Below are 6,934 nucleotides of genomic sequence, written 5' to 3' on the forward strand. Positions count from 1 at the left end.
CCCGCTGCAATCCATGGCGAAACTCAACGACATCCAACTGCTTCGCATCAACTACCTGCGGGGCCCGAATATCTGGACCTACCGGCCGGTCCTGGAAGTCTGGCTGGACCTGGGCGAGCTGGAGGACTACCCCTCCAACACCCTCCCCGGCTTCAATGACCGCCTCACCACCTGGCTGCCCGCGCTGATCGAACACCACTGTGGTGTGGGCGAGCGCGGCGGCTTCCTGCAGCGCCTGCAGGAAGGCACCTGGTGCGGCCATGTGCTGGAGCACATCGTGATCGAGTTGCTCAACCTGGCGGGCATGCCCACCGGCTTTGGCCAGACGCGCAGCACCAGCCAGCGCGGCGTGTACCGCATGGTGTTCCGCGCCCGCGACGAAAGCGTGGCCCGCGTGGCACTGGCCCAGGGCCATGCGCTCATCATGGCGGCCATCAACGACCAGCCTTTTGATGTGGCCGCCGCCGTGGCCCGCGTGCGCACTGAGGTGGACGACCAGTACCTCGGCCCCAGCACCGCCTGCATCGTCACCGCCGCCACCGACCGGGGCATCCCCCACATCCGCCTGAACGACGGCAACCTAGTGCAGCTGGGCTACGGCGCCAGCCAGCGCCGCATCTGGACGGCCGAGACCGAATTCACCAGCGCCATCGCCGAAGGCATCGCCAGCGACAAGGACCTGACCAAGAGTCTGCTCCAATCCTGCGGCGTGCCCATCCCCGAAGGCCAGGTGGTAAACAGCCCCGAAGAAGCCTGGGAAGCCGCGCAGGACATCGGCCTGCCCGTGGTGGTCAAGCCTTCGGACGGCAACCACGGCCGGGGCGTGACGCTGGATTTGCGCAAGCAGGAAGACATCGAAGCCGCCTACCACGTGGCCTACCCCGAGGGCAGCGACGTGATGGTCGAGCGCTTCATCCCCGGCGACGAGCACCGCATCCTGGTGGTGGGCGGCAAGGTGGTGGCCGCCGCGCGCGGCGAGGTGGTCAGCATCACCGGCAACGGCCGCAACACTGTCAAGGAACTCATCGACAGCCAGCTCAACTCCGACCCCCGCCGGGGCTATGAAGAGGAGTACCCGCTGGAGATCATCGACCTGGCCACCGACACCAAGGTGCAGCTCGAACTCAAGCGCCAGGACCTGGCCGCCGACTCCATCCCCGCTGCGGGCCGCCAGGTGGTGGTGCAGCGCAACGGCAACGTGGCCGTGGATTGCACGGACGATGTGCACCCCGAGGTGGCCTACATCGCACAGCTGGCCGCCAAGGTCGTGGGCCTGGACATCGCGGGCATCGACATGGTGGCGCGCGACATCTCCAAGCCCCTGCACACCCAGGGCGGCGCAATTGTGGAAGTGAACGCGGGCCCCGGCCTGCTGATGCACCTCAAGCCCGCCGTGGGCGCGCCCCGCCCCGTGGGCCAGGCGATTGCAGAGCACCTGTTCCCCTCCGAAGGCGACGATGAGGGCCCCGTTGGTCGCATCCCCCTGGTGGGCGTGGCGGGCACCCGCAACACCGCCACCATCTCGCGTGTGGTGGCCTGGCTGCTGCACCTGAGCGGCCACCACACCGGCCTGGCCTGCCGCGACGGCCTGTTCCTGGACCGCCGCCGCGTGGAAGCCACCGACTGCGCCCACTGGGAGGCCGCCCACCGCCTGCTGATGAACAAGATGGTGCAGGCCGCCGTGATCGAAAGCGACGCGCGCACCATCCTGCGCGACGGCCTGGCCTACGACCGCTGCCAGGTGGGCGTGGTGACCGACATGGACGGCGTGGAAACGCTGGCCGAGTTTGACGTGCACGAGCAGGACCAGATGACCAAGGTGATGCGCACCCAGGTGGACGTGGTGCTGGCCGAAGGCGCTGCCGTGCTCAATGCCGCCATCGCCCAGGTGGCCGACCTGGCCCCGCTGTCCGACGGCGACGTGGTGCTGTATGCACAGGACGGCACGCTGCCCGCCATCGTGGACCACCGCGCCAAGGACAACGGCCGCGCCGTGTTCGTGAAGAACGGCCGCGTGGTGCTGGCCACGGGCAGTGCCGAGCATGTGCTGGGCGCGCTGGCAGACCTCACCTTTGGCCGCAACGCCGTGGTGCCCGACACCGAGGCCCTGCTGGCTGCCGTGGGCACGGCCTGGGCGATGGACATTGCCCCCGACCTGATTGGCGCGGGCATCAAGACCTTCGAGCCCGAGCTGCCCGCCTGACAGCCCCCACAGCAACACACATTCGACTGGAACGCGGCCCGCGAGCCCCGACGACTACTGAAAGAAATCCCATGGATGTATCCCGCACCCGGGCCCTGCGTGGCCCCAACCTCTGGAGCCGCCACATGGCCATCGAAGCCGTGGTGGCCTGCTCGGAAGCCGAGCGTGCCGTGGGCCAGATGGCCGGGTTTGAGGCCCGCCTGCGCGCCCTGTTCCCTGCCATTGGCGCGCTGCACCCCGAAACCGGCGGCGGCGATGTCTCGCTGGCCCATGTGCTGCAAACCGCTGCCTTGGCCTTGCAGGCCCAGGCGGGTTGCCCGGTGACCTTTGCGCGCACCACCGCCACCAGCGATGCGGGTGTGTACCAGGTGGTCGTCGAATACAGCGAAGAGGCCGTGGGCCGCAAGGCGTTTGAATACGCACAGCAACTCATCGAAGCCGCGCTGGGCAACGGCAGCTTTGATGCCAACGCCGTCATCGCCGAACTGCGCGAGCTGGACGAAGACGAGCGCCTGGGCCCCAGCACCGGCTCCATCGTCGAAGCCGCCGTGGCCCGGGGCATCCCCTACCGCCGCCTCACGCGCGGCAGCATGGTGCAGTTTGGCTGGGGCTCCAAGCAGCGCCGCATCCAGGCGGCCGAGGTCGATTCGACCAGTGCCGTGGCCGAATCCATCGGCCAGGACAAGGACCTGACCAAGCGCCTGCTGCACGCCGCCGGTGTGCCCGTGCCCCTGGGCAAACCGGTCGAGACTGTGGACGAAGCCTGGGAAGTGGCCCTCAAGGTCGGCCTGCCCGTGGTGGTCAAGCCGCAAGACGGCAACCAGGGTAAGGGCGTCACGGTCAACATCACCGACCGCGCCCAGCTCGAAGAGGCCTACAAGAACGCCGCTGACTACGGCACCGTGATGGTCGAGCGCTTCTTGCCCGGCCACGATTTCCGCCTGCTGGTGGTGGGCGACCAGCTGGTGGCCGCCGCGCGCCGCGAGCCGCCCCAGGTGCTGGGCGACGGCGAACACACCGTGCGCCAGCTGGTGGAGGTGGTCAACCAGGACCCGCGCCGGGGCGAAGGCCACGCCACCTCGCTGACCAAGATCCGCCTCGATGACATCGCCGTAGCCCGCCTGGCGATGCAGGGTCTCACGCCCGACTCGGTGCCCGAGAAAGGCCAGCGCGTCATCCTGCGCAACAACGCCAACCTGTCCACCGGCGGCACCGCCACCGACGTGACCGACGACGTGCACCCCGAGGTCGCCGCCCGTGCCGTGGCGGCCGCCCAGATGGTGGGCCTGCACATCTGCGGCGTGGACATGGTGGCCGAGACCGTGCTGCGCCCGCTCGAAGAACAAGGCGGCGGCTTTGTGGAAGTGAACGCCGCCCCCGGCCTGCGCATGCACCTGGCGCCCAGCTACGGCAAGCCCCGCAACGTGGGCCAGGCCATGGTCGACAAACTCTACGCCCACGGCGACGACGGCCGCATCCCCACCGTGGCCGTCACCGGCACCAACGGCAAGACCACCACGGCCCGCCTGATCGCCCACCTGTTCACCGCCCAGGGCCTGCGCGTGGGCATGACCAACACCGACGGCGTGTACGTGAACGGCCGCCAGATCGACAGCGGCGACTGCAGCGGCCCCAAGAGTGCGCGCAACGTGCTGCTGCACCCCGAAGTGGATGCCGCCGTGTTCGAGACCGCCCGTGGCGGCATCCTGCGCGAGGGCCTGGGTTTTGACCGCTGCCAGGTGGCCGTGGTCACCAACATCGGCGCGGGCGACCACCTGGGCCTGAACTACATCACCACGGTGGAAGACCTGGCCGTGCTCAAGCGCGTGATCGTGCAGAACGTGGCCCCCACGGGCTACGCTGTGCTCAACGCTGCCGACCCCATCGTGGCCGCCATGGCCTCGGCCTGCCCCGGCAAGGTGATCTACTTTGCCAGCGACCGCCACCACCCCGTGATGGTCACGCACCGTGCCCAGGGCCACCGTACCGTGTATGTGGACGGCGACTCCATCGTGGCCTCGGAAGGTTCGTGGCGCGAGACCATCCACCTGCGCGACGTGCCCATCACCCGCAACGGCAAGATCGGCTTCCAGGTCGAAAACGTCATGGCCTCTGTGGCCGCCGCCTGGGGCGTGGGCATGCCCTGGCAGACCATCCGCCGGGGACTGTCGGGCTTTGTGAACGACAGCGACAACGCCCCCGGCCGCTTCAACATCATGGATTACCGGGGCGCCACCGTGATCGCCGACTACGGCCACAACCCCGACGCCATGCGCGCCCTGGTGGCCGCTGTGGACGCCCTGCCCGGCAACCGCCGCAGCGTGGTGATCAGTGGCGCAGGCGACCGCCGCGACGAGGACATCCGCGACCAGACCGTGATCCTGGGCGCCGCGTTTGACGACGTGATCCTGTACCAGGACGCCGCCCAGCGCGGCCGTGCCGATGGCGAGGTGATGGCGCTGCTGCGCGAAGGCCTGGCCGGGGCCTCGCGCACCAAGCACATCGAAGAGATCCGTGGCGAATTCATCGCCATCGACACCGCCCTGGCCCGCCTGCAACCCGGCGACCTGTGCCTGGTGCTGGTGGACCAGGTCGAAGAAGCCCTGGCCCACCTGGCCCAGCGCTGCACCGAAGCCGGGGCCGCTGCGTGACCACCCTCAAGCAAGCCGCCACCTCGGCGCTGCTGGCCCTGGCCGCTGCCACCGCCTGGATGGGCGCAGCTGGCACAGCGCAGGCAGCGCCCGGCGAAAAAATCGGCACGGTGGACACCGCATTCCAGTGGATCGGCCGCGACCACGACATCATCGTCGAGGCTTATGACGACCCCGGCGTGCAAGGCGTGACCTGCTACGTCTCACGCGCCCGCGTGGGCGGCATCAAGGGCACCCTGGGCCTGGCCGAAGACCGTGCCGAGGCATCGATCGCCTGCCGCCAGGTCGGCCCTATCCACATTGCCGCGCCGCTCAAGCAGCAGGAAGAAGTGTTCAGCGAACGCATGTCCATCCTCTTCAAGCGCCTGCGCATCGTGCGCATGGTGGACGCGCCGCGCAACACGCTGGTCTACCTCACCTACTCCGAAAAGCTCATCGACGGCTCGCCACAGAACAGCGTGACCGCTGTGCCGGTGGACCGCGCCACGGCCATCCCGCTGCGCAAGTAAGGCAACGCGAGGCGGGGGCAGGGCCCGCCATCAAAAAAGGGGCCATCGGCCCCTTTTTTGATGAGTCAAAACAGCCCCTACCGCGCATCCATTATGCCTTTTAAGCTATTAAATATATAGCATTATCCCTGCGCCGCAATCTGCCGCAGCGCCTGCTCAAATACCTCCACCGGCTGCCCGCCCTGGATCAGGTGGCGCTCGTTGACGATGATCGCAGGCACCGAATGGATGCCGTTTTGCAGATAGAACTGCTCACGCTCGCGCACCTCGTCGGCGTAGCGGTCTGAGGCCAGCAGCGCACGCGCTTCCTCAGCATCCAGCCCCACCTCGCCCGCCACACGCACCAGCACCTCGTGGTTGCTCGGGTCTTGCCCGTCGGTGAAATACGCCTTGAACAGCGCCTTTTTCAGCGCGGGCTGCACGCCCTTTTCTTCGGCCCAGTGCAGCAGCCGGTGCGCGTCAAAGGTGTTGTAGATGCGGCTGCGCTTGTCCATACTGAAGGTGAACCCCAGCGCCGCCCCGCGCGCCGCGATGGCCTCGCGGTTCTTCTGGCTCTGCTCGGGCGTGGCGCCGTACTTTTCTTGCAGGTGCTCGCCAATGTCCTGGCCCTCGGGCGCCATCTGCGGGTTCAACTCGAAGGGCTGGAAATGCAGGTCCAGCGCCACCTCGCCCTGCAGCCGGTCCGCCGCCTGCTCCAGCGCCTTGAGGCCGATGATGCACCAGGGGCAGGAGACATCGGAGACGAAATCGATTTTGAGGGTGGTGGGCATGGGGGGGTTCCTGCGGGCAAAGACCGCATGGTAGGCGGGGTGGGTTAACCGTGGGGGTGGCGGGTTTACTGCCGTAGTGAATGGGCGATTTGGGCCCTGAGCAGACGTTCAGTCGAGGCGATGCGAGTCAGGCTTGCTAATAGCAACTTCGAGCGTGATCCCGGAACTAGGCCCGTTATGTTCTGGCCGCTTGTATTCGTCGAGGGCATCAACCATCAATACCGTAGCACCAGGGACAAACAGCTTCACCTGCTTGTTGTTATTTGTATAGATGCCGAAGTGCTCTCTCCCGCCGGTCATGAGATCAAGCTCCATCCCATTGTTTAAGCCGGTCTTGCTGTCTTGCCCTGCTTCATAGACCGCGACGATAGTGCCGGAAATGAAGCGAAGCGGCATTTTTCGCCGGTTAATGCTGTCCCACCATTGAGGCGACCCATACAGCCCATAGGTGCCTTTGAGACCCATACGCGGCTTATCGCGGTTCAGCGTAAGCGCCTGTGCCAGTTCGATCCTTCTCGGATCGGACTTGTGTTCCGCGGCCAGTGTGTACACACGCCAGAACTTCTCGTTGTCAAACTCCAAGAGCGACTCTTGCTCCCCACGAAGTGGTTCATATCTTCTCCGTAAGAGTCGCTTGAAGAACATCATATGTGCAACGTCTGCTAATGGCCGGAGGACTAAACCGCTCGCGCGGTAGCCCGCCGCGAAGGCCCTGACAGTAACTACACATCGCGCCCCTGTCTATGTTGGCGAGCGAGGCAATCGGCCTCTTTCTTCGACAGGAGCGCGATCATGATCTCT

5 protein-coding genes are annotated in these 6,934 nt (G+C 66.7%); 3 read left to right on the plus strand and 2 right to left on the minus strand.

What is annotated here, in order from left to right; all coding sequences use genetic code 11:
- Positions 1 to 13: 13 nt before the first annotated feature.
- The 3 genes from ACYZGB_RS13225 to ACYZGB_RS13235 all read left to right on the plus strand — a co-directional run bounded on the left by ACYZGB_RS13225 (position 14) and on the right by ACYZGB_RS13235 (position 5,363).
- The gene (locus ACYZGB_RS13225) at positions 14 to 2,203 is read left to right on the plus strand and encodes a cyanophycin synthetase (protein WP_462388838.1); all 2,190 of its coding nucleotides are present in this window, start codon (positions 14 to 16) and stop codon (positions 2,201 to 2,203) included.
- 71 nt (positions 2,204 to 2,274) lie between these two features.
- Positions 2,275 to 4,854 carry a cyanophycin synthetase gene (gene cphA, locus ACYZGB_RS13230; RefSeq protein ID WP_462388840.1) on the plus strand — a complete coding sequence of 860 codons (2,580 nt, stop codon included), beginning with the start codon at positions 2,275 to 2,277 and terminating at the stop codon, positions 4,852 to 4,854.
- A 59-nt stretch (positions 4,855 to 4,913) separates the two neighbouring features.
- Entirely contained in the window at positions 4,914 to 5,363 is a 450-nt protein-coding gene (locus ACYZGB_RS13235; RefSeq protein ID WP_462388846.1) for a CreA family protein, read from the plus strand.
- Between the two features lie 122 nt (positions 5,364 to 5,485).
- Here ACYZGB_RS13235 and ACYZGB_RS13240 read toward each other — a convergent pair whose 3' ends face one another.
- Together ACYZGB_RS13240 and ACYZGB_RS13245 are read right to left on the minus strand one after the other, a co-directional pair.
- On the minus strand, positions 5,486 to 6,133 hold the full coding sequence (locus tag ACYZGB_RS13240) for a DsbA family oxidoreductase (protein ID WP_462388841.1): 648 nt from the start codon (positions 6,131 to 6,133) through the stop codon (positions 5,486 to 5,488).
- Between the two features lie 108 nt (positions 6,134 to 6,241).
- The gene (locus tag ACYZGB_RS13245; protein WP_462388842.1) at positions 6,242 to 6,715 is read right to left on the minus strand and encodes a hypothetical protein; all 474 of its coding nucleotides are present in this window, start codon (positions 6,713 to 6,715) and stop codon (positions 6,242 to 6,244) included.
- Between the last annotated feature and the right edge of the window lie 219 nt (positions 6,716 to 6,934).

The sequence above is a fragment of the Acidovorax sp. Q11 genome, from assembly GCF_054950075.1.